Genomic DNA, 25,471 nt, shown 5'->3' on the forward strand with positions numbered 1-25,471 from the left:
AAGACAGCTAAAATTAGGCTCATGAACAATACCAACACCGAAAACCGCCCTGTCATCAACCCGATCCCGGCCGATGGCATCACCTATTACCTGCATCCGCATCCGCGTTCGCCGTTTTCGGAAGCCGTTCAGGTCGGTCAGACCCTGTACCTGTCGGCCATGATCGGCCTGGATGAGAACGGCAAGCTGGCCGAAGGCTTCGACAATGAAGTCAAGGCGATCATGGCCAATACCGCCGAAATACTGAAGCGCTACGGCCTGGGGATGGAACACATCTTCAAGGCGACGGTGATGTTGACCGATATTTCGAAGTGGGGCGATTTCAATCGGCTGTACAAGCCCTATTTCCACCCGGCGCGCCTGCCGGTGCGTACGGCTTTCGGCGTCACCAACCTGGCCTATGACGCCACCGTCGAAATCGAATTCTGGGCGCATGTGCCCGCAGGTGTGACGGCGGAATAATCCGCCGTCAGCGCGCCGGTCAGGCCAGCATTTTCTTCACGAAATCGACATAGCCGTCCATCCAGCCTTGGAGGAATTTGGCGGTGCCGGGGTTCAGGTTGCCGGAGTCGTCATAAAAGCCGTCCTTGATCGTCAGGTAGACTTCAGGGCCGGAAAATACCGTCACACCGACCGCAGCCAGGACATCGCGGGCGTGGGCCTGCATGACGGCGGTGCCGATAGCGCCGGGTGAGGCACCGAATAGGCCGCCTGGCTTGTTGCCCCAGACATTGTGGCCGTAAGGACGCGAGCCGACATCGATGGCGTTCTTCAACACGCCTGGCAGTGACCGGTTATATTCCGGCGAGATGACCAGAACGGCCTGGGCGGCCTTCACCTTGTCGCGGAAGGCGGTAACCGCCGGGGGCGGGGCCTCTTCGAAGTCCTGATTGTACAGCGGCAGGTCGCCGATTTCGATTATGTCGAAGCTGAGCCCCGGCGCGTTTAGCTTTATGACTTCCTGGGCCAGCTTGCGGTTGATGGATGCCGAACGCAGGCTGCCGATAACGACGGCAACGGAAATATCACTCATGGGGGTGCTCCTGATTTTGGGGCCTGATTTGGGCCTGATGTGGGCAACGAGATCCAACCTAGGGCCGCGAGCCTTCCATGCCAAGGGGCGAGGCAATCACGAAGGGTTCAGGCGCTGCTTGAGAAAGGCCAGGACAAGGATTTCTTCCGGCGTCAATTTTTCGTACTGCAACTGAAGCGAATGGTCGATTTCGCCGGATATTTGTGCGATCAGGCTGCCATCCATATAGGCGTCGATAATCTGGGGGTGGATATAGGACTTGCGGCAGACGGTGGGGGTGTTCCCCAGTTTTTTCGACACGTGTTCGATCGCCGCCACGACGTTTTTCTTGGCTTGGGCTGCCGAATCGTAACTGGCATATTCCTGCAAGGCGATGGCGGCCAGCACCGTGCCTGTCCAGGTGCGAAAATCCTTGGCGGTGAAGACTTCGCCCGTGACGCTTTTTAGGTAATCGTTGACGTCGCCGGACGTGACGTCCCGCACCGTGCCGTTTTCATCGACATATTTGAACAGTTCCTGGCCCGGGATATCGGCGCAGGCCTTAACGACGCGCGCGATGCGGCGATCGTTCAGCTTTAGGTTCCACTCCTTGCCGGACTTGCCCTTGAACCGAAAGCGGATGGTAGCACCGGTGACATCGACATGCTTGTGACGCAGGGTAGTCAGGCCGTAGGATTGGTTGGTGCGGGCATATTCATCATTGCCGATACGGATCAGCGTCTTTTCCAGCAGGCTGACCACGGTTGCCAGAACCTTCTCACGCGACAGGCCACGTTGCAACATATGTTGCGCGGTCACGGCGCGCAGGCGGGGCAGGACGTCACCGAAGGCGAGGATATGGCTGAACTTGTTCGCCTCGCGGAAATTGCGCCACTCGGGGTGATAGCGGTATTGTTTGCGACCGCGCGCGTCGAACCCGGTCGCCTGCATATGTCCGTTGGCATGCGGGCAAATCCAGACGTGGGTGTAGGCGGGCGGAATGGCCAGTTTGCGGATACGCTGGATGGTCGCTTCGTCGCGAATGCGTTGGCCGTGGGTATCGAAGAAGATGAAGTGTTTGCCGCGCTTCTTGCGCGCGAAGCCGGGTTTGGCGTCCGTGACATACCGCAAGCCCTGGGCCTTGGCCTGGGCGATGCAGTCCTCTGTCCTGTCAATTGGCCTTTCAAGGGTCTGTTCGGCCGTTTCCAGATTTAAAAGCGCGGCTGTTTTCATGACATTGAAGCTGCGGCTTCGGATCAGGAAAGAAAATAGGGAAGGCCGGGGTGAATAATAGTCGGAAGATAAATGTCGCCGACGTCCGTTTCAGCCGATCTCGTTCAGCCGATCTGGCCTTACCTTAAATTTATCGGCCTTACGGACGTTCACACTGCGATCCTTACCTGTGCGCGCGTAGGCTCAAGCGTGAAACAAGGAGGACTTACATGGCCCTGCGTCCCTACTGGAGCGGCACGATCCGTCTGTCGCTGGTCTCCCTGCCTGTAAACATGTACCTAGCCATCAACCGCCAAAAGACCGTCGCTTTCCATGAAATCTATCGTCCGACCGGGGAGCGCGTCGAGCATCACCTGGTCGCCGACGGTAAGGAGATAGATCGCGACGACATCGTAAAGGGGTACGAGGTCGAAAAGGGCGAATATGTCCTGATAGAGCCGGACGAAATCAAGGCGCTGAAAATCCCGTCCAGCAAGGTTCTGGACATCGTGGAGTTTGTCGCCCGCGACGAGGTGGATGATGTCTATCTGGAAACCCCCTATTACATAGCGCCAGATGGCAAGGATAACGACGCCACCTTCGCGGTCATCCGCGATGCCCTGCGGTCTTCCCGCAAGGTGGCGGTCGGGCAGTTGGCGATTGCCGGGCGCGAGCGTTTGTGCCTGATCCGTCCATTCGGTAGCGGCATGGTGCTGGAAACCCTGCGCTACGAAGAGGAAATCCGCGAAGAAGACCCCTATTTCGACGATATCCGCGACCGCAAGCCGGACTCAGAAGAGGTCGAATTGGCGCAAGAACTGATCAAGCGCAAGACGAAGACGTTCGATCCGGGCAAGTTCCATGATCATTATCGTGACGCTTTGCAGGAATTGATCAATGCCCGGGTTGAAAACCGCGCGCCGCGTGAGGTGGTGGAGGAGCGGCCGACGGCCACGGTGGTCAATCTGATGGATGCCTTGCGTCAGTCGCTGCGCAGCAAGGAGAGCGAGGCGCCGGCCGACGAAGCGAAACCGTCACGCACGCGGACCCCGCCGCAAAAACGCACGCGTAAGGCCAAACCGCCGTCGTCGTCTGGCAAGTCGGCAACCTCCAGCGAGAAAACGCCGGCCAAGCCAAAGAAGGCGACCGCACGAAAGGCCAGTTAATGCCCGACAATCTCGACAGGTATCGCCAGAAGCGCGATTTCGAGCGCACCGCCGAACCGAAAGGTGAGGTCAAGGCGACGACGGGCAACCGCTATCTGATCCAAAAGCACGACGCGACACGTCTGCACTACGATTTTCGTCTGGAACTGGACGGCACGTTGAAATCGTGGGCGGTGACCAAGGGACCGAGCCTCGATCCCGCCGACAAACGGCTGGCCGTGGAGGTTGAAGATCACCCTGTGTCTTACGGCGATTTCGAAGGCACCATCCCAAAGGGACAATATGGCGGCGGCACGGTCATGTTGTGGGACGAAGGCACCTGGGAGCCCATCGGCGATCCCCATAAGAGCCTGGAAAAAGGCGATTTCAAATTCCGCCTGCACGGCAAGCGGCTGGAAGGTGAGTGGGTTCTGGTCCGTATGAAGCCGCGTCCTCAAGACCGCGGACGCAATAACTGGCTGCTGATCAAGCACCACGACGCCTTCGAAGTTGAAGGCGACGCCGACCATGTCCTCAATGACAACACCATCAGCATCAAGACCGGCCGCACCATGGCGCAGATCGCGGCGGGTGAGGGCGGTGAGACGGTCTGGCGCGCCGGCAAGGCGGAAAAGTCCGCTCCCAAGACCCCAACTAAAGCATCGCAAGGCTCCCGACTGGCCTTTATCGAACCGCAACTGGCGACCCTGGCCGATGCCATGCCGACGGGCAAGGACTGGCTGCACGAGGTCAAGTTCGATGGCTATCGCACCTTAGCCTATATCGACGGCGACGATGTGCGCATGATGACGCGGACCGGTCTGGACTGGACGCCTAAGTTTCGTCATACGTCCGATCTGTTGCGCACGCTGGGCATCGGCTCGGCGATCCTGGATGGCGAGATGGTCGCCACGACACCTGAGGGGCGGTCCAGTTTCAAAAGCTTGCAGGATGCTCTGTCAGCGGGAAAATCCGCCGATCTGCAATATTATGTCTTCGACCTGTTGTATCTGAACGGCGAAGATCTGCGCCGTCTGCCGCTGGTCGAGCGCAAGGCGCGTCTGGCGGCGGTGCTCAAGGATCGCGACCTGGGCGGGCGCGTCATCTTCAGCGATCATTTCGTCGAGGCGGATAAAGGGTTTTTGAACACCATCTGCAACATGGAAATGGAAGGCATTATCTGCAAACGCGCCGATGCCCCCTATACCAGCGGGCGCGGAAAGGCGTGGCTGAAGGTCAAGTGTCACAAGCGCCAGGAATTTGTCATCGGCGGCTTTTCAGAGCCAACCCATGCCGAACGCGGAATCGGGGCGTTGTTGCTCGGCTATTATGACGAAGAAAAATTTGTCTATGCCGGCAAATGCGGCACGGGCTTCGACCGCGAAACCTCGGTCGCGCTGCGCAAGAGGCTCGACGAGATAGAAGTGACCAAAAGCGCCTATGACGACACATTGCCGGCCGATGCGCGGCGTGGCGCGCATTTCGTCGCGCCCCGGATCGTCTGCGAGGTCGAATTTACCGAATGGACGCCTGACGGCCGCCTGCGTCATCCGTCCTTTCAGGGCATACGCGAAGACAAGCCGGCGCAGGAGATTGGGCGCGACCGCGCCTTGCATGTTACAAAGGCCGCCATCGAAGCCAAACCTGCGGATGACGAAACCATGCCCGAGCCGAAAGCCGCCGGTCGATCAAAGGCGGGTAAAAAGACCAAAGACCCGGAGGTTGCCGGTATTCGCATTTCGCATCCTGACCGGATCATATTTCCGGCGCTGGGCGTAACCAAGCTTCAGTTGGCGGAATATTACCACAGCGTGGCCGACCATATGCTGCCCTATGTGATCAACCGCCCCATCTCCATGCTGCGGTGCCCGGAGGGTGTGTCCGATACCTGCTTTTTCCAGCGCCATATCGGTCGTGGCGAGATGAAGCACCTCTACGATACCGGCGTGAAGGTGAAGGGACGCGACGAAGACTATGTGATGATCAAGGACGTATCGGGACTGATCAGTATGGTGCAGTGGGGCGTCATCGAGGTTCACCCGTGGGGCGCCATGGCGGCCAAACCGGATACGCCCAACCAGATCATATTCGATCTCGATCCCGATCCGGAAACCCCGTGGGAGGCCGTTATCGAGGGCGTGCGCGACGTCAAAACCCGCCTGGATGAATTTGGCCTGGTGTCTTTCCTGAAAACGACGGGCGGCAAGGGGCTGCACATCGTGGTGCCCCTGACGCCGAAACACACCTGGGCGACCATAAAGCCGTTCACCAAGGCGATTGCCCAGTCCATGGCCCATGATGCGCCAGGCCGCTACATCGCGGTCGCGACCAAGGCGGCGCGCAAGGGTAAGATCTTTGTCGACTACCTGCGTAACGACCTGACCGCGACCGCCGTGGCGCCGTTTGCGGTGCGGGCGCGCGAAGGGGCGGGCGTGGCGACGCCTTTATTCTGGGACGAATTGTCGGCCAAGCTAAAACCGTACGATTACAACATCGGCACCCTTGCCGAGCGCCTGGCGCAGTTAAAGTCCGATCCGTGGGCGGATTTTCTGTCTACGCAACAGACCATTGACGAGGCTATTCTCAGGGCTCTGAACATCGATATCCATACCTGATCCCGATTTAACGGGCTATGTCTGGCGATACCTGTCATAGTCCGCGCGCACCCTTCCGGTGCTTAAGGAACGACAATGGCCAAGGGTCAAAAGAAGAGCAGCAAGGAAATCCGCAAGCCCAAAAAGGCGCCGGTTAAGGTTGAGGTCGTATCCGCCGGTTTCACCAAGGGCCAGCAGGCAACGTTGAACAATATCAAGAAGCCTTGAACAGTGGGGGCGAAAGCTGGTAACAGGGCTCGAAATCTGGAGACCTGATGTGACCGCTGCTGACGCCCTTGAAAAAATCTACGAGTCCCTCGCTGCCGACAATGCCGGTCTGGACGACGCCATCAAGGATCTGAAGGTGGCGCTGGCGGCCGAGGGCAAAAAAGAAGCCATGGTCGAACCGGGACGTCTGGCGCAAAACAATCGCCAGGGCCGCAAGCTGATGCAGTCCTATTTCAAGAAAAAAGGCGTGACCGTCGTTTTCGCCGGCGCGTAACGCGGATATTCGATCTCGCCGCTGTTCTGCGGCAGCGAAAATTGTATCCATCTTGATATCGTCAAGCCTTTGAAGCGGCGTGATTATGCGTATTCCATAAAAAGCGCATGCGGAATCACGCGTCTGTGTCATGCGGAACCTTGATCAAAGCGTGGGTTTAGGCAAGAGTAGCGCCAATCGCGCGTCTGGAGAAATTCGTCGGCACGGCCGCATCGCGACGCCAACTCAGATCGCCATAATGGGGAAGTTATTTATGAAGTCCGGTTTGTCTCACACTTTGATGGCGGTAGCCGCTACCCTGACGGGCCTTGCCACCCAGGCGCACGCTCAGGCGATGGCCAACCCGCAAGGGTCATCACCGATTTCGAATGCGCTGGACTGGATTCAGGGCACGCTGATGGGCAAGGTGGCGACAACCGTCGCTGTCATTGCCGTCGCGGCGGTCGGGTTCATGATGCTGACCGGCCGTATGAACTGGCGGTTCGGGGCCACGGTCATCATTGGCTGCTTCATTCTGTTCGGCGCGGCGACCATTGTCGGCGGAATCCAGGCGGTGGCCCATTAAGCGCCTGACATCATGACTGACTTGATTAAATCGCCGGTGTTCAAGGCGCTGACCCAGCCGCAGATGTTCGCCGGCGTGACCTATTCCTATTTCATCATCAATGCGGTGGTGACGACGGAGGCCTTTTTGATCACGCGCAGCTTCTGGGCCTTTGCCGTAGCCGCCATTGTGCATATGGTGGGCTATCTTGCCTGCCTGCGTGAGCCGCGCATATTCGATCTGTGGCTAACCAAGGTGTCGCGTTGCCCGCGGGTTCGCAATTATCGCCTGTGGCGCTGCAACTCCTATCACCCTTAACCTCCCTTATCCTGACGTCTGTTTCTCCTGAGTGTTTCGCCCATGGCCGATGGCCCCAAGACATTGAGCGGTTTCGCCCGCTGGTTCGATAAGGAACAGCGCGTCGGCGACCGGCTGCCCTATGACCGGCTGCTCGACGACCGGACGATCGTGCTGCGCGATGGCGCGTTGATGCAATCCCTTTACCTCGAAGGATTTGCCTTCGAGACGGCCGATACCGAAGAGGTCAATCACCGCCAGATCGTGCGGGCGGCAGCTTTGCGCGCCATCGGTTCGTCGCGGTTCGTTCTCTATCATCACATCATCCGCCGCCGGGTCAGTGTCGGTCTGCATTCGACCTTCGACGATCCGGTGTGCAACCTGATCCAGCAGAAGTGGCAGGACAAGCTGGCGTCGCGCCAGTTGTTCGTCAACGACCTGTTCATCACCATCGTGCGCCGTAACCCCAAGGGCAAGGTCGGCGTTGCCGAAAACCTCGCCAACCTCTTTGGGCGCGGCATGGGCGAAAACAGCCAGGCCGCCGGCATGGCGCGCGACCACAAGGAATTGCAGGCGGCGACCGAAGCCCTGACTGCTGCGTTGCAGGCCTATGGCCCGCGCGTGCTGGGCGGATATGAAACCGCAAACGGGCGCTGCTCCGAGCCGCTGGAACTGTTGTCGGCCCTCTATAACGGTGAGATGCGCCCGGTGCTGCGTCCGGCGACGGACCTGGGTAATTACCTGCCTTACCGCCGCATAAGCTTCGGGCTGGAGGCGATGGAGCAGTCGAGCCTGGGCCATGGCAAGGACTTCGCGGCCATCCTGTCACTCAAGGATTATCCGCCGCAGGCGACGCCGGGCATGTGCGACGCCATCCTGCGCTTGCCGTTTGAAATGACCCTGACCGAAAGTTTCGGTTTCGTCGATCGTCAGATCGGTCTGGAACGCATCAATCTGGCGCTCCGCCGTATGCGCGCCGCCGACGAAGAAGCCATGTCGCTGCGTCAGGGGCTGATGGCGGCCAAGGACGATCTGTCGACCGGGGCCATGGGGTTGGGCGAGCACCATATGAGCCTGCTGGTGCGGGCCAAATCGATTGACGCCCTCGATCCGGCGGCGGCGCAATGTCTGGCGGCGCTGGCCGATCTGGGTGCGGTCGCGGTGCGCGAAGACATCAATCTGGAGCCCGCCTTCTGGGCGCAGTTTCCCGGCAACGAAGCCTATATTGCGCGCAAGGCGCTCATCAGTACCGGGGCCTACGCCTCGTTTGCCTCGCTGCATGGCTTCCCCATCGGTCAGCCGGAAGGCAACCACTGGGGGCAGGCGGTCACGGTTTTCGAAACCTCGTCCGGCACGCCCTATTATTTCAATTTCCACAAGGCCGATCTGGGCAATTTCACCGTCATCGGGCCATCGGGCTCCGGCAAGACGGTGGTGCTCAACTTCCTGGCGGCCCAGGCGCAGAAGTTCCGTCCGCGCACCGTTCTGTTCGACAAGGATCGCGGGGCGGAAATCTTCATCCGCGCTATTGACGGGCATTACGCCACGCTGCGTCCCGGTGAGCCGACCGGCTTCAATCCGCTGCAACTGGCCGATAATCCCGGCAACCGCGCCTTTTTGCGGAGCCTGATTGCCCAGTTGCTGCACCGCCCGGACCTGCCGCTCAATTCCGAGGAAGAGGCGATCATCTCCGAGGCGGTGGACGCCAATTTCGAACAGGAACCGCAATATCGCCGCCTGCGTTTCTTCCGCGAACTGCTGGGCGGTGTCCGCCGTCCCACGCACGGTGATCTGGCCGCGCGCCTCAATCCGTGGGTGGGCGAGGGCGAGCACGCCTGGCTGTTCGACAATGCCGACGACGAACTGGACATGGATGCCCGCACGCTCGGCTTTGACATGACCCAGTTGCTCAATGAGCCGGTCTTGCGGACGCCGACCATGATGTACCTGTTCCAGCGCGTCGAAGAGCGGCTGGACGGAACGCCGACCATCCTCATCATCGATGAGGGCTGGAAGGCGCTGGACGACGAGGTATTCGCCGCCGCCATCCGCAACTGGATGAAGACCTTGAGAAAGCGCAACGCCATACTGGGCTTCGGCACCCAGTCGGCACGCGATGCGCTCGACAGCCGCATTTCGTCGGCGATCATCGAACAGGCGGCCACCCAGATATTCATGCCCAATCCGCGCGCCCAGGCCGAAGACTATTGCGATGGGTTCGGTCTGACCGAACACGAACTGGACCTGATCCGCGCCTTGCCGCCTCAGGCGCGCGCCTTCCTGGTCAAGCACGGCAACCATTCCGTTGTGTCGCGGCTCGACCTGTCGGCCATGCCGGATATACTGACCCTGTTGTCCGGCCGCGAGACCAGTGTGCGGCAACTGGACGATCTGCGCGCCCAGTACGGCGATGCGCCGGAGGCGTGGTGGCCGCACTTGCTGGGCCAGCCCTATCCTGAAGGCATCGGCAGTAAAGGCCGGCAGGAGGGGGCGCACTGATGTTGCAGGCCAGCTATTGCCCCGCCATATCCCTGGTCGGAGAGACGTCGGTATCGGGGTCGCTCTATGCCATGGACTGCCATATCAATGCGGCGGTCCAGACCGGATACGACCGTCTTTTCGGCAGCGGCGGCGCATTTGGCCTGGCCTTGCAGGCGCTGCTCATCATCTATGTTGCGCTGATCGCCATCGGCTTTCTGACCGGACGGACGCGGCTGACCCTGGTCATGCTGTCGCCGCGCGTCATGACCATGGTGCTGGTCCTCACCTTCGTGACCTTCTGGCCGGCCTATCACGCCGTCTTCTATGGCCTGATGATGGGCGGCCCGGACGAGGTGGCGGCGGCGCTGCTTGGGCAAAAAGGCAGCGCGGTGATGAACTTCGCCCAGAACCTCGACGGCCTGTTCGTCAAGTTCGCGGACATCGCCAAACGGCTGGACCCGGCCTATACCGCCAATGCCGGTAAGGTCGTCACCACGGCCGCGCAGCAGGTTGTCATGACTCTGCCGCAATCCATGCCGGTAAAGCTGTTCTGGCTGTCGGGCCTGTGCCTGCTCGTCTCGACACTCGGCATATTGATCCTGACGCGTCTGGTGCTCTATCTGCTGTTGATCCTTGGGCCCATCTTCATCGTCCTGGCCCTCTTCCCGCAGACGCGCGGCCTGTTCAATGGCTGGCTGCGAACGACGCTGGTCTTCGCGCTGGCGCCGCTGCTGACGGTGCTGGGTGGCACGGCGGCGCTGATGCTTTTCACGCCGCTGATCGAGGCGATCGGCAATGATCCGCAGGCCGCCGTGATCGCGGTTCAGCCCATGGTCATTCTGTTCATGGGCTCGCTGATCTATGCCGCCTTCCTGTTTGTCCTGATGTGGGTGGCGGCGTCGCTGGTACGTGACTGGCAGGCGGCGTTGCGCGAAAAATCGGCCATGGATTCGCAGGCTCCGGCCAGCCTCTACCCGTTCCCGGGATCGCAGGGCGCGGCCGCCTTGGTGGCGCGTCAGGGCGGCGGGACCAGTTCCGACGCCTACGAACGCACCGCCCCAATGATGTCGGCCATGAGCCGCAGCGCCGATATTGCCGCCCAGGCCGGCGGCAATGTGACCATCAACCGTTCCGAGGCACTCGGCCTCTACGATCCGCAGGCCCGCCAGACCAGTCCGGACCGCTTTGCGCGCGTCCAGGGACTGGGCCAGCGCTTCCGCAGCCAGCCGGTCGTCAACATGACACCCACCACCCCAAAAGGGGTCAGTAATCCATGAAGATATTTGCTTTTTCCCTGATTTTGGCGCTCGCGCCGGCAATGGCGTCCGCCCAGCAGTACGAGGCCGACACGCGCCTGCGGACGCTCGATTACGATCCGAAAGCCGTCGTCAAACTGGAAGGGTGCCAGAACTTCCAGACCATGATCACCCTGGCGCCGGACGAACGCGTCGAAAATGTCGGTGTGGGCGACAGCGCGGCGTGGCAGGTCATGCCGAACAAGCGCGGCAATCTGTTGTTCGTCAAGGCGGTGGCTGAACGCGGCTATACCAACATGACCGTGGTGTCGGACAAACGGAACTACAATTTCGAACTGCGCACAGCGCCCAAAGCCGACTGTACGGCCGGACGCCTGACTTACGAACTGCGCTTTCGCTATCCGCCCGCACCGGCGGCACCGGCCGCGGGGCCGAAGGCGGCGGCCGACCCCAATGCCTTCCTGCCGGTGCCGGAAAAGCGCAACGCCGCCTACACCTATTCCGGTGCGACCGAGCTGGTGCCTGTGCGCGTGTTCGATGACGGCACTTCGACCTACATGAAATGGGCGGCCGGTGTGACAACGCCGGCTGTCTATGCCTTAAATTCGGACGATACGGAAAGCCTTGTCAACTACGCCCTGCGCGGAGACTACTTTGTCATCGAACAGGTAGCGCCGGCCTTTGTCCTGCGGCGCGGCGACATGAAGGCTGTGCTTTATAACGATACCTATGTGGTGCAGGGGCTAGACGCCCTGTCGCCCAAGCCGCGCAAAGGAGGCGCCAAGTAGATGGTTGCCGGTTCCCGCCTGCCGCCGGGCAATGACCCGCGCCTGAAGATCGATGCCGACGAACTGGACGCCGCCAATACACAGGCCATGCCCCAGGTCGCCCGTACGGGCAGCATGAATGACGGCCTGGTGCTTATTGCCGGGGTTATCGGCGTCCTGGGTCTGGGCGCCATCACCTGGCTTGGCCTGTCGGGCCCGCAACCCAACCGCCAGATGACGCCGCCGCCGGCTCAGCAACCGGTACAGCCTGCGGCGCCGAGCGTGCTGCCGCCGATCGATCCGACGGTTAATCCCATCGTCGAGCCCCAGCCGCAGCAACCGGCCCTGCTGGCTCCGCCGCAAATGATAACGCAACCTCCGGCGCCGGTGGCCGTCGATCCGAACGCCACCCGTGCGCCGGCGCTCATCGTCGATAATTCGGTCCCTGCGTCTCAGGCCGCCGCTCAGGCCCAGGCCGCCGCCGCCGCGAAGCCGCCCGCCAATGCCAATGATGCCTTTATGGCGTCGCAAACGGCCGATGTGTCGCAACGCGCGTGGAAGATCGGCGACCCGTCCAAGGTCGTGCCGCAGGGCGCGGTTATTCCCGCCGTGCTGGAAACCGCCATCAATTCCGACCTGCCGGGCTATACGCGCGCCATCGTGTCGCGCGATATCCGCTCCTTCGACGGCACGACCATCCTGATCCCGCGCGGATCACGTCTGGTCGGTCAATACAAGTCCGGGCTGACCAGCGGCGAAACCCGCGCCTTCATCATCTGGAACCGCCTGATCCGTCCCGACGGGCTGTCGGTGCAACTGGCATCACCCGCCACGGACGATCTGGGGCAGGCGGGCGCGACCGGCAAGGTGGATACCCATTTCGCCAAACGCTTCGGTTCGGCCATGCTGCTGTCGGTCGTCAATGGATTGTCCGGCGCGCTGAGCGGCAACAAGAACAATACCATCGTCATCGGAACCTCCAAGGATGCCCAGGGCATTATGGGCGAGGCCCTGCAGAACGACATCAAGATTCCGCCGACGATCAAGGTGCCGCAGGGCGCGCCGATCCAAGTCTTCGCCGCGCGCGATCTCGACTTCAACCAGTAAGGCGTCCCATGGCAGCCCTGAAGACCGCAGACAGTCCCGAAAATAATTTCACCCCGCTGGGTGACGGCGTCTATCTGCGGACCTATCTGCGGCCGTTTCTGCCGTATCTCGAGCGCGACGACGTCACGGAAATTCTCGTCAACCAGCCGGGTGAGGTTTGGATCGAAATATCGGGCCGGCCCCATATGGAACGTATCCTGCTGCCGGAGGTCGATGACGTGCTTCTGGCGCGGCTGGCGGCCCAGATCGCGCGCGTGGCGCACCAGGGCATCAACCGTGAAAATCCGCTTCTGTCAGCGTCCTTGCCGAGTGGTGAACGGGTGCAACTTGTCGGCCCACCCGCCGCCAAGCATTGGGCAATGGCCATCCGCCGCCACCGCATGGTCGATTTGTCGCTTGACGCCTATGACCGTGGGCCGATTCCAGACATCGCCGGAAAGGGCAAGCGCGACGATCTGACCTATGCGCGCAAGCACCCCATCGCCTTCCTTAAAGAGGCGGTGCAGGCGCGCAAGACGATCCTGATTTCGGGGGGGACTTCCTCCGGCAAGACGACCTTCCTGAATGCGATGCTCAAGACCATTCCGGCGCATGAACGCATCATCCTGGTCGAAGACACGCCCGAAATCGCCGACAATCACGCCAACAGCCTGCGTCTGGTGGCCGTCAAGGGCGAGATGGGCGAGGCGCGCGTCACGATCAATGACCTCATGCAGGCGTCGTTGCGCTTGCGGCCTGACCGTATCATCGTCGGTGAAATCCGGGGTGAGGAGGCGACCACCTTCCTGCGCGCCATCAATACCGGCCACCCCGGCTCTTTCACAACGGTCCACGCCAATACACCCTCCGGTGCGCTGGAACAGATCGCGTTGATGGTCATGCAGTCGGGGACGCAATTGTCGCGCCTGGAGACGCTGAGCTATTGCGCCTCGCTGATCGATGTGGTGGTGCAGTTGTCACGCCACGGTGGCGAGCGGCTTATTTCGGATATTGACCTGCCGGTGCGATAAGCCGGTCGCCTTTGAAAACCAGCAGAGCCACGACTGCCAGGGCGATCAGACCAAAGGCGGTATCCACCCACAGCAGGTCCGGGGTATTTTGGGTGAAGAGGGCAGGCGTCCCCTTGAACACATCGTTTGCCGAAACAACGACGACAGCGCCGAAGAGGTTGTTGATAAAGTGCAGGCCCCAGCCGAGCGCCAAACTGCCGGTGCGGATGGCGATCAGAGCGAGGACGAAACCCATGACCGTGGCATTTACCGCCTGGGGCGTGCCATTGGGGATATGGAGCGCGCCGAAGACAAGCGCGCTGATTGCCGCCGCTATGACCGGCTGCTTGCTTGCCAGCAACAGGCTTTGAGTCAGGTAACCGCGGAAGATAAACTCTTCCGCAAAGGTCTGGACCGCCAGGCAGACAACCGTAGTGAGAACCAGGGCGGGCGTCAGGGCGCCGGCGGTTATTTTAAAGCCCTTCGGCGCCAGCCCCCAGTCGATGAGCGTGCCGACGATCAGGATCGCCAGCCACACGGCGGCGCCAATGCCGACCTGGCGCCAAGACCAGTTGCCGCACAGATCGGTAAAGCGTTTGCGGTGCATGAGCAGGGCCGCGATGGTGAAGCCGGCGATCAACCCTGCGAACACGACCCCCTGAAGGGCGAAGAACAGGATGGGGTGATCGCCCGCCGATTCAGCCTGCAACTGCTCTGGCCGGATCAGGTGCATCAGCGTGACCGGCATCAGCAACAGCAGAACGAAAATAAGCCAGAATACGAGCGCCAGCGGCCAGGCCACGATATAGCGCCACAGATTGTTTTTGCCGCGGGCGGCGATGTCTAAATAGGTCATGCCCTAGGAAGGCCTCGGGTAACCCGGCTTGTCAATAAAAAGGGTATGTCATGGCCGAAAAGCGGTGACGGGCGTGACACAGGCCTTTGGCCCGGATCAGCACCCGCAAACGCGCCGTTTACCGTTTGCGTCGCATCTCCTTCGCGCGTTGTTTGTCGAAGGCAGCGCGGGCCGTTGTGACGATCCGGCCCAGTTGTTGCGGATCGACAAAAGCATCGGCCTGGCCGGCTTGCGCGCGGGCTTCGCGGTCGAGCACGTCGGCCATTTCGGGGTGGTTGGTCAGCACAATATCGGCCTTCATCGCGCGGGTGAGGGCGAAGCTGTGTTCATAGTCGCTGGCAATGCCGGGATAGCGCTTGTTCCCGACCAGGATATTGCCACCGATCGTCAGGCTGCACGGAAAGACGACGTTCCGCACCCGGTTCGGCGCGATCACCTGGGTCGCCCAGGTGGTGCAGCCCCGGGTGTGGCCCGGTGTGAAGGTGGCCGTCATGCGCACCCCGCCGAGCGCGATCGTTTCGCCATCCTTGAGCACATGATCGACATGCACCGGCGGGAAGTGGCCGGTGGGGTAGTTGGTGTCTCCGTCGTGCGTGCCGTGTTCCAGCGCCCAGCGGTCGCCCGGTGAGGCATAGACCTCGGCACCTGTATCGCGTTTGAGTTGGGCGATACCTCCGGCATGGTCGAGATGGGCGTGTGTGTTGATGATGATCTTGATGTCGCTCAGTTTGAAGCCCAGCGCCTGGATGTTCTGTTCGATCAGCGGCGCAGCGGCTTCTGGACCGGCGTCGAGCAGGATGGCCTGGTGGTTGGCAGCGATCAGATAGACGCCGATTCCCTTGGTGCCGACATAATAGACATTGTCCGCGATGCGGAATGGTGCGGTGGGCGCGGTCCAGTCCGGGTCCGATTGCGCCTGCGCAAGGCCAGGCATCATCATTGTCAGCGCCAGGGCTGTGGCGCTGAAAGATATATATTTTTTCATGGGTGTCTCCTTGGTGGCCAAGGTTTAGATGGGATAAGGTTATTAAGGCAAACGATAAGATTTGGGGTTTGGTATGAGAAAAATTTGGTCTTGATTGCTAGGGTATCTGCTTCGCAGGAGCTGTCTTGTCAGTAAAAAGGGAATGTCATGGTCGAAATGCGGTGACGGGAGTGACACAGAGCTCTCGTTTTTTTTGCCGCAATCTCTGGTTATCGATTGCGTGTCAATTGCAAATCCGGGGACTACACCATGCATCATCAAGATAATGAACCCGCCCACAAGGACGAGGGCTCACTCCAGGACTTCATCGTTTCGGCCCTGCCGTCACGGCGCAAGGCGCTTTGGTTTCTGGGGGCGTCCGCCCTGTCGGCTAGCGCCCTGTCTGCGTGCGGCGGTGACGGATCATCAGGCGTATCGGCGACGGTATCGACCGGAACGTCATCGAGTTCGTCTTCGTCTTCATCCAGTTCTTCGTCCAGTAGTTCGTCGTCGAGCAGCTCATCCAGTTCTTCGGCCAGCGGCACCTGCACCACATTGCCGGAAGAAACGGCCGGCCCCTATCCGGGCGACGGGTCAAATTCCGCATCGGGGTCCATCGTCAACGTCCTGACCCTCAGCGGCATCGTCCGCAGCGATATCCGCACCTCCATCGGCAGCTATTCCGGCACCGCATCGGGTACGCAACTGACGCTGAAGATTCGCCTGGTGAACACCAATCTGGGCTGCACGCCGCTCACCGGCTACGCCATCTATCTGTGGCACTGCACCGACGACGGCCGCTACTCCCTTTACACCGTGACCAACCAGAACTACCTGCGCGGGGTTCAGGTGACCGACGCGGACGGTTATGTCACCTTCGTGACGGTAATTCCCGGCTGTTATTCCGGCCGGATGCCCCATATCCACGTCGAGGTCTATACCGGCCTGTCGACGGCGACCGCCTATACCAACAAAATCAATACTACCCAGTTCGCGCTCGACCGTACCTTCGCCACCAGCTTCTACGCATCGGCTAGCGGTTATAGCGCATCGATCGCCAATCTGAACGCGATCACCTTTGCCACGGACAATGTGTTCGGCGACGACACAGCGGCGCAGCTGGCGGCATCTACGATCACGCCGTCAGGCAGCCTGTCGGCGGGCTATACGGCGAGCATCGACCTTGGGATTGCGGTGTGACGCTCTACAGGGAGGCGACGCCGGTATGAACCGGCGGCGCCTTGATTTTCTTTTTTGCCGGCTGACAGATGACCAGGGTAACTGGAATATTGCGTAACTCGCATTCCTCACGGCTCAGATACTGGTGGTAGGTCAGAGGGGCGTAGAAGAGATAGCTGCACGCGATGACGACCGACAGGGTGCACAGGATGCTGAAGCGGTGTTTTTCAATGAGCGGCACGCGCCGCGACACAATCTTGAAGACCAGTGAGACCAGCAGGAAGCTCAGGGCCAGGCCGATGAAATAGTGGTATATGTACATGACCCGGTGCAGGCCCAGATAAATGTGGAAGGTCCAGAAGATCATGAACATGGCAAACAGGGCTTCCAGCCGGTCGTAATCCTGCGACACCTCCGTCTCGCTCTTGTCGAAACGGCGGCGCAGGATAAGGACCAGCGCGCCGGCTATGCCCACAATACCCAGTCCCCAGTTGACGGGATTGCCGATCATCTGGACATAGGCCGTCTTCTTGCCGTCGAAATCCCAGCGGTAATTTATCGCCTTGGCCATGAAGGGCCACAGCACTGGTTGTGAGCCGTTCGGTTCGGTCTTCACCTCGCCGGTGAAATCATACTTCATGTAGCGGTAATAGTCGTTGGTGGCGGCCCACAGGACCACCGGCGTCAGGGCGCGCTTGCCCATCAGATAGTCTTTGTAGGGCTGGCTGGTGGCGCGCAGGTCGCGCTGGCCGGCGCGCGTCGTCGAATCCGGCAGGTTCGGGTTGATGGCGAAATGCAGGGTGAAGATGGCAGCGACCGTGGCTACGAAGGCGCCAATGACGGCGGTGCCGCGCCAGAACTGGCGTAGCCAATTCGCCCGCGAACGATCCACCCACACTGCCCGGATGAGGCTCAGGGCGCCGAGCGCCAGCATGACAAGCGAATTGACCTTGACCATAAAGCTCAAGCCGCACAACAGGCCGAACAGGGCATAGGTCACCAGCGGCCGTTTTGGCTCACGCCCGAAGGTGAATAGCCAGACCAGGATAGAGCCGAGGGTGAAGGTGAACTGATAGGCGTCCAGGTGCGCGGCGCGAAAATGGACGATATAGGCGTTTTCGAATACGAACAGCAGGGCGAAGACAAAGGCTTCGAAGGCTTCACCGCTCAGGCGCAGCACGATCAGGTAGAAGAGCAGAGCGGCAACCACCGAAAACAGGGCCGATGGCATGCGGATGGGTGTGAAGTCGTAGCCTTTCGGGACCACGCGCGAATCGATCTTCTTCGTGTCACCCAGGAAGTGGGTGTCGATATCCTTATTGACGCCGAACATCTTACCGGCCTTGACGCCGGCATCCATGAACATGAACCCGAGCGGCGGGTGCGAGGCGTATTGCGCCTTATCCTCGACATAGCGCTGGGTCGAGGTCAGGTAATAGCTTTCGTCCCAGAAGGCGTGATGCGGATTGTCTAGGTCACGGACGAAATTCAAAGCGGCCAGGATGACGATCAGGACGCCCAGCACCCAGCGCAGGGTCTTTTCGTCGGCGTTCCATAAGGCGTTGGCGAAGGCTTTGGTTTTTTGGGAAAATGAGACGGCAGGCATGTTCGGGTCGGCGGTCATAGAGGCTCGCACATGTCGTTGATTTGCCTCCTTATGCCCTATTCGGAACGGTCTGCCTACGGCTTAATTGCGCCTGGATGGATGCCGTTTATGGTCATCGCGCCTGCCAATGGTGAAAGCGCGCCGCCGTCTGGCTTAGGGCGCCTAGCGATACAGATTGCAGACATTTGCCTTTGCGCACATAGACCCTCACGCCGAAAAGTGGAGACACCACTTTTCGGAAAAACATGAGGCGTTACAAAAAATGAGAGCCATGAGGCGGCTCAACTGAGCCGACGAATGCTCCAGGCCTCGCGAAGTTAATTGATTTGCAACTATAGGTGTGTTAGCTCAACCTGTCGTCTTCGAATCCCCCATCGGATGATGATATCCCTTGTCAGATGCGGACCACAGCAGATAGGTCGAGCATTTCCTGTCGCCGGGCCTGCGTTCAACAGGTCCGGCGCTTTTTTGTCAGGAGCGCAGGCGGTAGCCGGTCTTGAAAATCCAGGCAATGATCGCCGTGCAGATCGCCATAAAGGCGAAGGTCATGCCGAAGCTGATCCATACATTGACGTCGGCCTTGCCATAGAAGGTCCAGCGGAAGCCGTTGATCAGGTAGACGATCGGATTGAACAGCGTCACCTGTTGCCAGATGGCCGGCAGCATCTTGATGGAATAGAAGGTGCCGCCCAGGAAGGTCAAGGGCGTGATGACCAGAAGCGGCACGACCTGAAGCTTTTCGAAGCCATCGGCCCAAACCCCCAGAATAAAGCCGAACAGCGAAAAGGTCAGCGAGATCATGGCCAGGAAGACCAGGGCCATAAGCGGGTGTTCGATATCGTAGGGCACGAAGACGCGAGCGGTGGCCAGGATAATGGCTCCCAGGATCATCGACTTGGTCGCGGCCGCGCCGACATAGCCTAAAAGCGCCTCGACCACCGAAACCGGTGCGGACAGGAGTTCGTAAATGGTGCCGGTAAAGCGCGGCAGGTAGATGCCGAAGGAGGCGTTCGACACGCTTTCGGTCAGGATGCTCAGCAGGGTCAGGCCCGGAACGATAAAGGCGCCGTAGCTGACGCCGTCGATCACCGTCATACGGCTGCCGATGGCGGAGCCGAAGACAATGAAATAGAGCGAGGTCGACAGGACGGGCGCAGCGATACTCTGGAACAGAGTCCGCCAGGTGCGGCTCAGTTCGAACATGTAGATGGCGCGGACGGCGTGCATGTTCATTGGCGTGTCTCCACCAGACCGACAAAGATGTCTTCGAGCGACGACCGTTCGGCGTGGACCGTCTTGAAATCGATGCCGGCAGCCATGAGGTCTTTCAGCACGTCGGCGACGCCGGTATCTTCGGCATCGCCTTCACCATGCAGGGTGAGGGTCAAGGTCATGCCGTCGCCCGATAGCTCAAGCGGTTGATCGAGGTTGGGCGGCGCATCGCGTTTTTCTTTCAGACCGATGGTCACCCGCGTCTGGCCGAGCTTTCGCATCAGGGCGTGCTTGTCTTCAACCAGGACGATTTCGCCCTTGTTGATGACACCTATACGGTCGGCCATCATTTCGGCCTCTTCGATGTAATGGGTGGTCAGGATAATCGTCACACCCTGATCGCGCAGTCGCCCGACCAGGTTCCACATGTCGCGGCGCAGTTCGACATCGACCCCTGCCGTCGGTTCATCCAGGAACAGGATTTTCGGCTCGTGCGACAGGGCCTTGGCGATCAGGACGCGCCGCTTCATGCCGCCGGACAGGGTGGCGATCTTATTGTCCTTCTTGTCCCACAACGACAGGTCTTTCAAAACCCGTTCGATATGCTGCGGGTTGGGCGCCATGCCGAACAGGCCGCGCGAAAAGCTGACCGTATGCCAGACGGTTTCGAACATGTCGGTCGCCAGTTCCTGGGGGACCAGGCCGATCTTGGCGCGCGCCTTGCGGAAGTCGCGGGTAATGTCGTGGCCGTCGGCGATCACAGTCCCGCCGGTCATGCGCACCAGGCCGCACACCACGCCGATCAGGGTTGTCTTGCCCGCGCCATTGGGGCCTAACAGGGCGAAAATTTCCCCGCGCCGGATATCGAGATCGATGGATTTCAGCGCCTGGTAGCCCCCCTTATAGGTCTTGTTCAGCTTCTGGATCGAGATTACCGAATCCGTCTGGGTCATTTGGGCGATTTCCTTTGTCGGCTGACGCGGGACTCGTATAGCGTGATCCTCACCAAAAAACGACAGCGGAAAGAAACGATATGAAAGCCTCGCGTTTTGCGCTTTTGGCGTTTGCCGGTTTGGCGCCTGCACTTCTGGCCCTTGCACTCCCGGCGCAGGCCAAGCCTCAAAAAGCTGATACGGTGTTCCTGCATGGGTATGTCTATACGGTCGATGCGGCCGACAGTGTGGCTGAAGCCGTAGCGGTCCGGGACGGACAGATTGTCTATGTCGGTGGCGACGACGGGGCGCGGGCCTTGATCGGCAAGGCGACGCGGGTGGTAGACCTGAGCGGGCGGTTGTTGATGCCGGGGCTGATCGACGGCCATATGCATCCGCAAGCGGGCGGCCTGAGGATGCTGGGCTGCAATCTCGACTATGCCGCGCTGACCCAGGCGGAATTTCAGGCACGCATTCAAAAATGCGTCGATGATGACAAGACGGCGGGGCCGGACGATTGGCTGATCGTCATCAACTGGTTCGAGCAAGGCGCGAAACCGGAGGGCACGGTGATGACGCGGGCGGCGCTTGATGCCGTGCGTACGACCCGCCCGATAAAGGTGCATTCTTCCTTTGGCCATTCCGACCTGACGAATACGCGGGGGCTCAAACTGGCGGGGATTACGCGCGATACGCCCGATCCCAAGGACGGCACGATCGTGCGCGACGCATCGGGGGAACCGACCGGTCTGTTGCAGGAAGCAGCTCAGGATTTGATAGACAAGCTTATCCCGGCGCCTTCGGTCGAAATGAATTACAAGGCGACACAACTGGCGCTCAAGGCCATGCGCGAGCAGGGCATTACCAGTTTCCTTGACGCCTATACCGACATTGAAACCCTGACGGCCTACAGCACAGTGGTGCGCGAAGGCGGTCTTACGGCGCGGGGGCATTTCGCCGTACTTATCGATTCGCCGGAAGGTTATGACGCGGGCAAGGCGGTCGCCGAGGTTCTGCGGCAAAAGGCGGAATTTGATCGCCCGGGTGTCGGCCCGGCGCCCGGAATGACGGTCGATACAGCCAAGCTGTTCCTTGACGGCGTCTATTCCGCGCCCGCCTATTCGGCGATGATGATTCAGCCCTATTTTGAGCACGGACGGCCTGGGCACAATCGCGGGCCGAAGCCGTTTTTCACGGACGACCAGTTGCAAGACACTTTGATACGGCTGGCGGCGGTGGGGCTCAATCCGCACATGCACGCCGAAGGCGACGGGTCGGTGCGCCAGGGCCTGAACGCGGTGGCGGCGATGCGCAAGGTCCATCCGGGCAGCGATATCCGGCCCGCTATTGCCCATGACGAAATCGTCCATCCCGACGATTTTTCCCGCTTCGCCGAGGTTGGCGCCTTGCCGGTCCTGTCGTTTCAGTGGGAGCGGCCGTCGGTCGATATCGAGCAGTCGAAACCCGCCCTGGGGCCCGTGCGCGCCGCTCTGATGGAACCGGCGGCGCTGCTGGACATCAACGGGGCGCGGATCGTCTACGGATCGGACTGGCCGGTCGATGCGCTCAACGAATGGTTGGCGCTTCAAATCGCGGTGACGCGCACGGCGATTGGCGACGATGCGGTCAAATATCCCGGACGGTTGGGGATCGATCCGGGTTTAAGCGTGGCCCAGGCCGTGCGAGCCATCACCCTCAACGCCGCCTATAGCCTACGTCAGGAAGACCAGACGGGATCGGTCGAGGTGGGCAAGCTGGCCGACCTGATCGTGCTTGATCGCAACCTGTTCAAGATCAAGCCTGAGGAGATCGGCGGGACGCAGGTGCTGCTCACCATGGTCGGCGGTAAGGTGGTTTATCAGACCTTGAAATGAGTACGCAAGCGCCGGTTGAAGCCGTCTGACCATAAAAAAGGTCGGCCACAAAGAAAAAGGCCGGCGAGGAGAACTCGCCGGCCTTTCTGATTAAAGCAACAAATCCTTATTTGAATTTGTAGCTGAGTTCGAAATAGGCGCTACGTCCGACGGAATCGTACCAGTTGGAATTGTAGTAGGGGTAGCTCGCCCACGTATTGTCTTTGGCCGGCTTGGTGTCGAGAAGGTTGTTGATGGTCAGGGTCGCTTTCACGGAAGGCGTGATGTCCCAGAGCGCCGTGGCATTATAGAGGGTCCAAGGCTTCACCCATGCATCTTCATCATAGTTGGGCAAGCGGCCAATACGGGTGCCTGACACGGTAACCGATACCGGCGACAGCGACCAGGTCAGAGCCATATTGGTCTTGTCACGCGGAATGTAGTAGCCGCTATCCTGCGCCAGGCGATCAACCTCGGCATCGCCGGCGTACTGGACTGAGGTGTGGTTCAGGACGTGGGTATGACCGGCGGACAGTTTGAACTGACCGTAAGGGGTTGGCCACATGGCGTGCATTTCGACATCAATGCCATCGGTCTTTTCATTCGAGACGTTGATGGGGTTGATATATACAAAGGTAATATTGCCAGCTGTGTCGCGATGCACGCGAGACAGGGCGTCAACGCAGGTCGGAGAACCGCTGTTGACGGCCGTTCCTGTCTCCGTGGCGCCGACCCGACAATCGGCCTCATCTCGCAGCACCTGATCAAGGCTCATGTCATTGACCTGATCGTTCATGTCGACGTTGAAGTAATCAACAGAGATGTCGAAATAACGGTTAGGCTGCCAGACCGCGCCATAATTGTACGAGGTTGAGGTTTCCGGCTTCAGGTTCCGGTTGCCTTCACGATGCTTTAAAATATCCTCGTCGGCGTATGAGCAGTCGGAATAGTCAGTGCCAGGTTCTTCGGTGCGGCACTTGTAATAGTCGGTGACCGACGGATGGAAGAGATCGAGATTGGCGAAAACATAGTGCAGATCCGGCGCGCGGAAACCGGTGCCATATGCGGCACGCAGCAGCACCTCTTTGACGGGGCGATATTCAAGGCCCGCATTGTAGGTGAGCTTGCCGATTGTGTGACCATCGTATTTATACTGATCATAGCGCGTGGCGAGGCTGCCTTGCACTGTCGAGAGCAGGGGCAGGTTGAACTCGACGCCGAGGGCCTGATGACTGCGTTCACCTGCGCCTGAGGTTGCGGCATATTGATAGTAATAGCCAAAGTTCGTGGCTTCTGGATTTGGATCTACCGCGTAGTTCTGATGATCGAGTTCGGCGATGACGGCAAAGCCGACCGGACCGGCGGGCAGATCGAAGATATCCGGGTGGTTCAGCGTAAGAGAAACGCCCTTCGTTGTGGCCTTGGCACTGGTGCGGGCTTCTTCGGAAATGGTATCGTATTGTGCCGGCGTCAGAGCCGTGAAAAGTTTGGCAGGATCAGCATTGAAGATATCGTAACCGTCCGAATCCACGCCCAGAGATGCACCCAGGTAGTAGGCATTAGCCTTGCTGGCAACAATCTGCGGGATTTTGATCGTGCTGGAATATTGCGAATAATTCAAAGCGGCTTCATAGGTCCACTGTTCGCCAAAATGTCCGCGAATGCCAGGCGACACCGACAGGGTCGACGAGTGGTTGGTGATCATGCCTTTTTTTAGACCACCCATTTCCTCCGGCATGAAGACACGCGCCCAGTTTTCATAGCTGCCGGAATATTCATTATAGAAGTCGGAGGTACTGCCATCGGGCAGTTGATAGCGCCAGTAGGTTACATCGTTCATCAGGGCCGTATCGCTGGTGCCAAGAGACACTTCTGCGAACAGGCTTGTCGTATCGTTGAGTTGATAATTGATGTTGGTGAAGGTGTTAAGCGCTTCTCTCTGCGATAGAATAGTGCCGTAGGAAACAGCCGTAGGCGAGGCGCAATAATAGTCGTCAAAACGGTCGGTCGTTTTGACGACCGTACCGCCGGCCAGGCTTGCCAGACCAGAACAGTCCGTTCCGCCCTCAGTGGCAGTATAGGCGTCATCGTCATAGCGCTGCGCCACCTTGAACGGGAAACGGGCGCGCGCTGTCGGCGCGTCGTCGCGGGAATCCTGAATTTTGCGGTCAAAAGCCCACAGAGGGTCTTGCTTATCGTATTGCGCGCCAAAGGAAATGCTCAGGCGGTCTTTATTAAATCCGGTCGCCAGTGAGAGGCGGTGGCTGGCGCCACCCCCGTGCTCGGTCATGCCGTAACGATAGTTGAGTGTGGTATCCTCAACATTTTTCTTCATGGTGAAGTTCACGACGCCCGCAATGGCGTCTGAACCATAGATGGCGGAAGCCGAACCTGACAAAACTTCGACTCGGTCGATGAGGGCGGCCGGAATATTGGAAATATCGGTGAAGTTGCTCAATCCGTTAAACGGCATCGGGAAGTCCGCCACGCGACGGCCGTTGATCATGATCAGCGTGTGGTTAGGGCCGAGGCCACGCAGATCGACCTGAGCCGAACCCGGCGTCATGATGGCGCCACCGTAGGATTGCTGACTTAAGGTTTCACCGCTGTTTTGCGTCACCGACTTTAAGATGTCCGGCACGCTGGCAAAGCCGCGGGCGCTGATATCGTTGGATGTGATTACGGTGACGGGGGCAGGGCCTTCCTTCTGGGTGCGGGGAATGCGTGAACCCAGTACGGTAATGGTTGTGGTTTCCTCAGCGGCCGTGTTATCGGATGTCGCCGTTTGTGCATGGGCGGTTGCGGTAAGCCCGTATAGGCTGCAACCGGCCAGCAAGGTCAGCTTGCATAGGCGCTTAAATCTGGAGTGAGATCTCGATTTCGTCATGTCGGCGGCTCCTTGAATGGCGGGTGTTCGCGGTTGCAAATCCTAAAGCGCGCGAAAAAATAGTAACAAATTGCAC

22 protein-coding genes are annotated in these 25,471 nt (G+C 59.8%); 14 read left to right on the top strand and 8 right to left on the bottom strand.

Translation table 11 applies throughout. The annotated features are described in order from the left end of the window. Positions 1-21 precede the first annotated feature (21 nt). A complete protein-coding gene (locus tag AEAC466_RS32790) occupies positions 22-462 on the top strand; it encodes a RidA family protein (RefSeq protein WP_023458060.1) in 441 nt (146 codons plus the stop codon). A gap of 19 nt (positions 463-481) precedes the next feature. Here AEAC466_RS32790 and AEAC466_RS32795 read toward each other — a convergent pair whose 3' ends face one another. Both AEAC466_RS32795 and AEAC466_RS32800 read right to left on the bottom strand, forming a co-directional pair. Continuing rightward, the gene (locus tag AEAC466_RS32795; protein WP_023458061.1) at positions 482-1,033 is read right to left on the bottom strand and encodes an NADPH-dependent FMN reductase; all 552 of its coding nucleotides are present in this window, start codon (positions 1,031-1,033) and stop codon (positions 482-484) included. Positions 1,034-1,129: 96 nt separating this feature from the next. Beyond that, positions 1,130-2,245, bottom strand: coding sequence for a DNA topoisomerase IB (locus tag AEAC466_RS32800; RefSeq protein ID WP_023458062.1), 1,116 nt, complete (start codon positions 2,243-2,245; stop codon positions 1,130-1,132). A 209-nt stretch (positions 2,246-2,454) separates the two neighbouring features. Here AEAC466_RS32800 and ku point away from each other — a divergent pair, with 209 nt between their 5' ends. From ku to virB11, 11 genes are all read left to right on the top strand, one after another. Further along, complete coding sequence (ku, locus tag AEAC466_RS32805; protein ID WP_023458063.1) at positions 2,455-3,390, top strand: non-homologous end joining protein Ku; 936 nt, start codon at positions 2,455-2,457, stop codon at positions 3,388-3,390. After that, a complete protein-coding gene (gene ligD / locus AEAC466_RS32810; protein WP_023458064.1) occupies positions 3,390-5,984 on the top strand; it encodes a DNA ligase D in 2,595 nt (864 codons plus the stop codon). The genes ku and ligD overlap by 1 nt, the downstream gene beginning before the upstream one ends. A gap of 75 nt (positions 5,985-6,059) precedes the next feature. Continuing rightward, positions 6,060-6,191 (top strand): hypothetical protein, encoded by a 132-nt coding sequence (locus AEAC466_RS45120; RefSeq protein WP_023458065.1) that lies wholly within the window; start codon positions 6,060-6,062, stop codon positions 6,189-6,191. A gap of 49 nt (positions 6,192-6,240) precedes the next feature. Beyond that, entirely contained in the window at positions 6,241-6,465 is a 225-nt protein-coding gene (locus tag AEAC466_RS32815; RefSeq protein WP_023458066.1) for a hypothetical protein, read from the top strand. Positions 6,466-6,718: 253 nt separating this feature from the next. Next, positions 6,719-7,030: a TrbC/VirB2 family protein gene (locus AEAC466_RS32820; protein WP_023458067.1), complete on the top strand. Its 312-nt coding sequence runs from the start codon at positions 6,719-6,721 to the stop codon at positions 7,028-7,030. 12 nt (positions 7,031-7,042) lie between these two features. Then, positions 7,043-7,327 carry a type IV secretion system protein VirB3 gene (locus tag AEAC466_RS32825; RefSeq protein ID WP_023458068.1) on the top strand — a complete coding sequence of 95 codons (285 nt, stop codon included), beginning with the start codon at positions 7,043-7,045 and terminating at the stop codon, positions 7,325-7,327. A 42-nt stretch (positions 7,328-7,369) separates the two neighbouring features. Next, entirely contained in the window at positions 7,370-9,805 is a 2,436-nt protein-coding gene (locus AEAC466_RS32830; RefSeq protein ID WP_023458069.1) for a VirB4 family type IV secretion/conjugal transfer ATPase, read from the top strand. Continuing rightward, positions 9,805-11,064, top strand: coding sequence for a type IV secretion system protein (locus AEAC466_RS32835; RefSeq protein ID WP_023458070.1), 1,260 nt, complete (start codon positions 9,805-9,807; stop codon positions 11,062-11,064). The genes AEAC466_RS32830 and AEAC466_RS32835 overlap by 1 nt, the downstream gene beginning before the upstream one ends. Further along, positions 11,061-11,831, top strand: a complete 771-nt coding sequence (locus tag AEAC466_RS32840) for a TrbG/VirB9 family P-type conjugative transfer protein (RefSeq protein WP_023458071.1) — start codon at positions 11,061-11,063, stop codon at positions 11,829-11,831. Before AEAC466_RS32835 ends, AEAC466_RS32840 begins: the two co-directional genes overlap by 4 nt. Beyond that, positions 11,832-12,917, top strand: a complete 1,086-nt coding sequence (virB10, locus tag AEAC466_RS32845; protein ID WP_023458072.1) for a type IV secretion system protein VirB10 — start codon at positions 11,832-11,834, stop codon at positions 12,915-12,917. A gap of 8 nt (positions 12,918-12,925) precedes the next feature. After that, positions 12,926-13,927 (top strand): P-type DNA transfer ATPase VirB11, encoded by a 1,002-nt coding sequence (gene virB11 / locus AEAC466_RS32850; protein ID WP_023458073.1) that lies wholly within the window; start codon positions 12,926-12,928, stop codon positions 13,925-13,927. Here virB11 and AEAC466_RS32855 read toward each other — a convergent pair. Next, positions 13,896-14,762, bottom strand: coding sequence for a CPBP family intramembrane glutamic endopeptidase (locus tag AEAC466_RS32855; RefSeq protein ID WP_023458074.1), 867 nt, complete (start codon positions 14,760-14,762; stop codon positions 13,896-13,898). The two genes, virB11 and AEAC466_RS32855, sit on opposite strands and share 32 nt — an antisense overlap. Before the next feature lie 118 nt (positions 14,763-14,880). Then, on the bottom strand, positions 14,881-15,747 hold the full coding sequence (bla, locus tag AEAC466_RS32860) for a subclass B3 metallo-beta-lactamase (RefSeq protein ID WP_023458075.1): 867 nt from the start codon (positions 15,745-15,747) through the stop codon (positions 14,881-14,883). Between the two features lie 249 nt (positions 15,748-15,996). On the opposite strand from bla, the gene AEAC466_RS0122350 reads away from it, so the two are divergent. After that, the gene (locus tag AEAC466_RS0122350; RefSeq protein WP_031238684.1) at positions 15,997-16,926 is read left to right on the top strand and encodes a dioxygenase family protein; all 930 of its coding nucleotides are present in this window, start codon (positions 15,997-15,999) and stop codon (positions 16,924-16,926) included. Positions 16,927-16,930: 4 nt separating this feature from the next. Here the strand turns inward: AEAC466_RS0122350 and AEAC466_RS32865 are convergent, their stop codons facing one another. The 3 genes from AEAC466_RS32865 to AEAC466_RS32875 form a co-directional block, all read right to left on the bottom strand. Continuing rightward, positions 16,931-18,529: a phospholipid carrier-dependent glycosyltransferase gene (locus AEAC466_RS32865; RefSeq protein ID WP_023458078.1), complete on the bottom strand. Its 1,599-nt coding sequence runs from the start codon at positions 18,527-18,529 to the stop codon at positions 16,931-16,933. 453 nt (positions 18,530-18,982) lie between these two features. Continuing rightward, positions 18,983-19,744 (bottom strand): ABC transporter permease, encoded by a 762-nt coding sequence (locus AEAC466_RS32870; protein WP_023458079.1) that lies wholly within the window; start codon positions 19,742-19,744, stop codon positions 18,983-18,985. Then, positions 19,741-20,676 carry an ABC transporter ATP-binding protein gene (locus AEAC466_RS32875; RefSeq protein WP_023458080.1) on the bottom strand — a complete coding sequence of 312 codons (936 nt, stop codon included), beginning with the start codon at positions 20,674-20,676 and terminating at the stop codon, positions 19,741-19,743. Before AEAC466_RS32875 ends, AEAC466_RS32870 begins: the two co-directional genes overlap by 4 nt. A gap of 80 nt (positions 20,677-20,756) precedes the next feature. Between AEAC466_RS32875 and AEAC466_RS32880 the strand changes: the two genes are divergently transcribed. Next, positions 20,757-22,529: an amidohydrolase gene (locus tag AEAC466_RS32880; RefSeq protein WP_023458081.1), complete on the top strand. Its 1,773-nt coding sequence runs from the start codon at positions 20,757-20,759 to the stop codon at positions 22,527-22,529. A 106-nt stretch (positions 22,530-22,635) separates the two neighbouring features. Here the strand turns inward: AEAC466_RS32880 and AEAC466_RS32885 are convergent, their stop codons facing one another. Continuing rightward, the gene (locus tag AEAC466_RS32885) at positions 22,636-25,395 is read right to left on the bottom strand and encodes a TonB-dependent receptor domain-containing protein (RefSeq protein WP_031238685.1); all 2,760 of its coding nucleotides are present in this window, start codon (positions 25,393-25,395) and stop codon (positions 22,636-22,638) included. Positions 25,396-25,471 lie beyond the last annotated feature (76 nt).

The sequence above is a fragment of the Asticcacaulis sp. AC466 genome (assembly GCF_000495815.1).
Taxonomy (GTDB): Bacteria; Pseudomonadota; Alphaproteobacteria; order Caulobacterales; family Caulobacteraceae; genus Asticcacaulis.

Excerpts from the sequence above, each read along its gene's own strand:
- AEAC466_RS0122350 (WP_031238684.1), top strand. The coding sequence starts at position 15,997 with ATGCATCATCAAGATAATGAACCCGCCCACAAGGACGAGGGCTCACTC.
- virB11 (WP_023458073.1), top strand. The coding sequence starts at position 12,926 with ATGGCAGCCCTGAAGACCGCAGACAGTCCCGAAAATAATTTCACCCCG.
- ligD (WP_023458064.1), top strand. The coding sequence starts at position 3,390 with ATGCCCGACAATCTCGACAGGTATCGCCAGAAGCGCGATTTCGAGCGC.
- AEAC466_RS32840 (WP_023458071.1), top strand. The coding sequence starts at position 11,061 with ATGAAGATATTTGCTTTTTCCCTGATTTTGGCGCTCGCGCCGGCAATG.
- AEAC466_RS32820 (WP_023458067.1), top strand. The coding sequence starts at position 6,719 with ATGAAGTCCGGTTTGTCTCACACTTTGATGGCGGTAGCCGCTACCCTG.
- AEAC466_RS32835 (WP_023458070.1), top strand. The coding sequence starts at position 9,805 with ATGTTGCAGGCCAGCTATTGCCCCGCCATATCCCTGGTCGGAGAGACG.
- AEAC466_RS32795 (WP_023458061.1), bottom strand. The coding sequence starts at position 1,033 with ATGAGTGATATTTCCGTTGCCGTCGTTATCGGCAGCCTGCGTTCGGCA.
- ku (WP_023458063.1), top strand. The coding sequence starts at position 2,455 with ATGGCCCTGCGTCCCTACTGGAGCGGCACGATCCGTCTGTCGCTGGTC.
- AEAC466_RS45120 (WP_023458065.1), top strand. The coding sequence starts at position 6,060 with ATGGCCAAGGGTCAAAAGAAGAGCAGCAAGGAAATCCGCAAGCCCAAA.
- bla (WP_023458075.1), bottom strand. The coding sequence starts at position 15,747 with ATGAAAAAATATATATCTTTCAGCGCCACAGCCCTGGCGCTGACAATG.
- AEAC466_RS32855 (WP_023458074.1), bottom strand. The coding sequence starts at position 14,762 with ATGACCTATTTAGACATCGCCGCCCGCGGCAAAAACAATCTGTGGCGC.
- AEAC466_RS32885 (WP_031238685.1), bottom strand. The coding sequence starts at position 25,395 with ATGACGAAATCGAGATCTCACTCCAGATTTAAGCGCCTATGCAAGCTG.
- AEAC466_RS32825 (WP_023458068.1), top strand. The coding sequence starts at position 7,043 with ATGACTGACTTGATTAAATCGCCGGTGTTCAAGGCGCTGACCCAGCCG.
- virB10 (WP_023458072.1), top strand. The coding sequence starts at position 11,832 with ATGGTTGCCGGTTCCCGCCTGCCGCCGGGCAATGACCCGCGCCTGAAG.
- AEAC466_RS32875 (WP_023458080.1), bottom strand. The coding sequence starts at position 20,676 with ATGACCCAGACGGATTCGGTAATCTCGATCCAGAAGCTGAACAAGACC.
- AEAC466_RS32870 (WP_023458079.1), bottom strand. The coding sequence starts at position 19,744 with ATGAACATGCACGCCGTCCGCGCCATCTACATGTTCGAACTGAGCCGC.
- AEAC466_RS32865 (WP_023458078.1), bottom strand. The coding sequence starts at position 18,529 with ATGACCGCCGACCCGAACATGCCTGCCGTCTCATTTTCCCAAAAAACC.
- AEAC466_RS32830 (WP_023458069.1), top strand. The coding sequence starts at position 7,370 with ATGGCCGATGGCCCCAAGACATTGAGCGGTTTCGCCCGCTGGTTCGAT.
- AEAC466_RS32880 (WP_023458081.1), top strand. The coding sequence starts at position 20,757 with ATGAAAGCCTCGCGTTTTGCGCTTTTGGCGTTTGCCGGTTTGGCGCCT.
- AEAC466_RS32800 (WP_023458062.1), bottom strand. The coding sequence starts at position 2,245 with ATGAAAACAGCCGCGCTTTTAAATCTGGAAACGGCCGAACAGACCCTT.
- AEAC466_RS32790 (WP_023458060.1), top strand. The coding sequence starts at position 22 with ATGAACAATACCAACACCGAAAACCGCCCTGTCATCAACCCGATCCCG.